This window comes from Moorena sp. SIO4E2, assembly GCF_010671945.1.
GTDB classification, from domain to species: Bacteria; Cyanobacteriota; Cyanobacteriia; order Cyanobacteriales; family Coleofasciculaceae; genus Moorena; species Moorena producens.
In genome coordinates this window covers 1-1,771 of record NZ_JAAHIE010001080.1, presented here as the reverse complement: position 1 = coordinate 1,771, position 1,771 = coordinate 1, and the positions used below count along the sequence as shown (strand labels likewise).

The window sequence follows — 1,771 nt, the reverse complement described above, 5'->3', positions numbered from 1 at the left end:
TCTTTTATAGTTGATTAACCCTGGTCTGCTCCAAGGTAAAATTAAGACCGGGTACATGATAAATTATCCAGAAGCGATTTCTGGTTTTCCATATCCTATAAATTTTTTCGGGATGAAAATCAGATATCCGGAGATAGTTAAAGTTTTTTTTAGAACCCCTAACTGTAGTAAATATCTTCAGTAACCCAGTGGTAAATGCTCATCAGTTACATTACTCTTGACGGAACTAATCACAAATAAGTTCCACCATTGTCCCTGGAAGCTATCCCCTAAAAACCTCAACTTCTGCACCGCCCTCCCCTTAAACCCCTCCTAGAGAAGTTGTCAAATATTTTTCCAAAAAACACCATCAGGGATTGACCATAACGAGACCATCACACTGGGAACACCGGCTGCAACGAAGCAACAAGATAAACCAATAATGCCTTCACTGTTGATGTGACGTAGCATTAAATAATAAAATCATTGATTAATTGTTTATTCCACTGATTTTTTAATATACTAGTAAGAGGAAATTTAAGCGGTTATTAAGGAGAGATGTCACGCCGAATAAAGCCGCCACAATTCGATGAGTCAACTCAAAAACACTTAGGTGATGGGAAACAGAAGCCAGGCTCAAAGCAATCAGGAAGCCAAAGAGTAACCGAACCAGTCTGACAATACCAGATTGGGTTAGGGAGTTACCTGGGCATCAAGCTCAAGAAGCTTGGGATGAGGCGATAGACGCCTACAGGCAAGGCAAAGCTAATGGCGGTGAAGCCAAGTTCAAGTCTTGCCGAAGTAAATCTCAAACCATCATTCAACTCCAATTCCCCTTCCGTTATAGCCCTTAGACAAGCGCGGGATGGGAATTGGAGATCGATTTTGTTGCGTATCCTAAATATTTCCGCTAGTATAAATATATTATTACGCTCTATTGAGTGTCGGTTTAAGTGCAAGCTGAAAAGCCTCTGGTGGAAACTTAAATCAACAAAAACCTTCAAAAAGTAAGCCCAATGATTTTTTTTATTCGGAGGGTCTAGAGGCTGTTTTGCTCAGCCGTTAAGGGTTTTCTACTCTTAATAATCCCTCACTATAATCGCGTGATGAGCGTGATGGGAGTGTCAAAACTGCTGATTCAACTCAGATGCCTGGGGTTCCTGCCGCCAGGTAATTTGTGCCCCCGCCTTTCCCGCCAACTCCTCCAACGCCTGCTGATCAGCTTGTTGGTTAAGATTGGCACCCTGACCCAAAATTGCCAGAATTCTGACCTTGCCCTTGGGGGTAGGCTGGGGGTTAAGGGGGTTGGGACAATCGTATTCAATGGCACTGAGGGCAACTTCGGCCTGGGCTTCCGCCAGTAAATCCCAGCGGTGCCAGGGAAACCGACGCAGCCAGGGATTATTGGTCTGTAACAGCAGTTGAAATTTTTTCCCGGAGCGCAATAACTTATCCCGAATCGAGCGAAACTCTGGATCAGTATTGAGCCAGTGATTAAGACTTTCTTCCAAAACCTCAGCTGCTCGCCGACAAGCCGCAAAGGCTTCCCCCCGCTGGGATGAATTTGTCACCTGTTCGGCATTGGCACTCAGAGCACGAAATAGCATTTCCAAACTCAGATACCGTTGCTGCCAATGGCGATAACAGTTGAGTAAGTCTCGATTCCCTGACAACCGCCCTTTAATCCGAGTTTGGGACGGAGAATGGAGATCCCCTTGCCGAATTTCCAGGGTGGCATCAAACCCCTGTTCAATTTCTCCGTCTAATATTAACGTTAACAGCCTCTTCATTG

At 44.7% G+C, this 1,771-nt stretch carries 1 protein-coding gene and 1 pseudogene; both read right to left on the bottom strand.

Going from position 1 to position 1,771, the window contains the following annotated elements; genetic code table 11:
- Nucleotides 1-324: 324 nt before the first annotated feature.
- The gene (locus F6K37_RS40845; RefSeq protein WP_287257006.1) at nucleotides 325-450 is read right to left on the bottom strand and encodes a CHAT domain-containing protein; all 126 of its coding nucleotides are present in this window, start codon (nucleotides 448-450) and stop codon (nucleotides 325-327) included.
- A gap of 653 nt (nucleotides 451-1,103) precedes the next feature.
- Nucleotides 1,104-1,771: pseudogene (locus tag F6K37_RS40840) on the bottom strand (CHASE2 domain-containing protein); the annotation flags it as partial.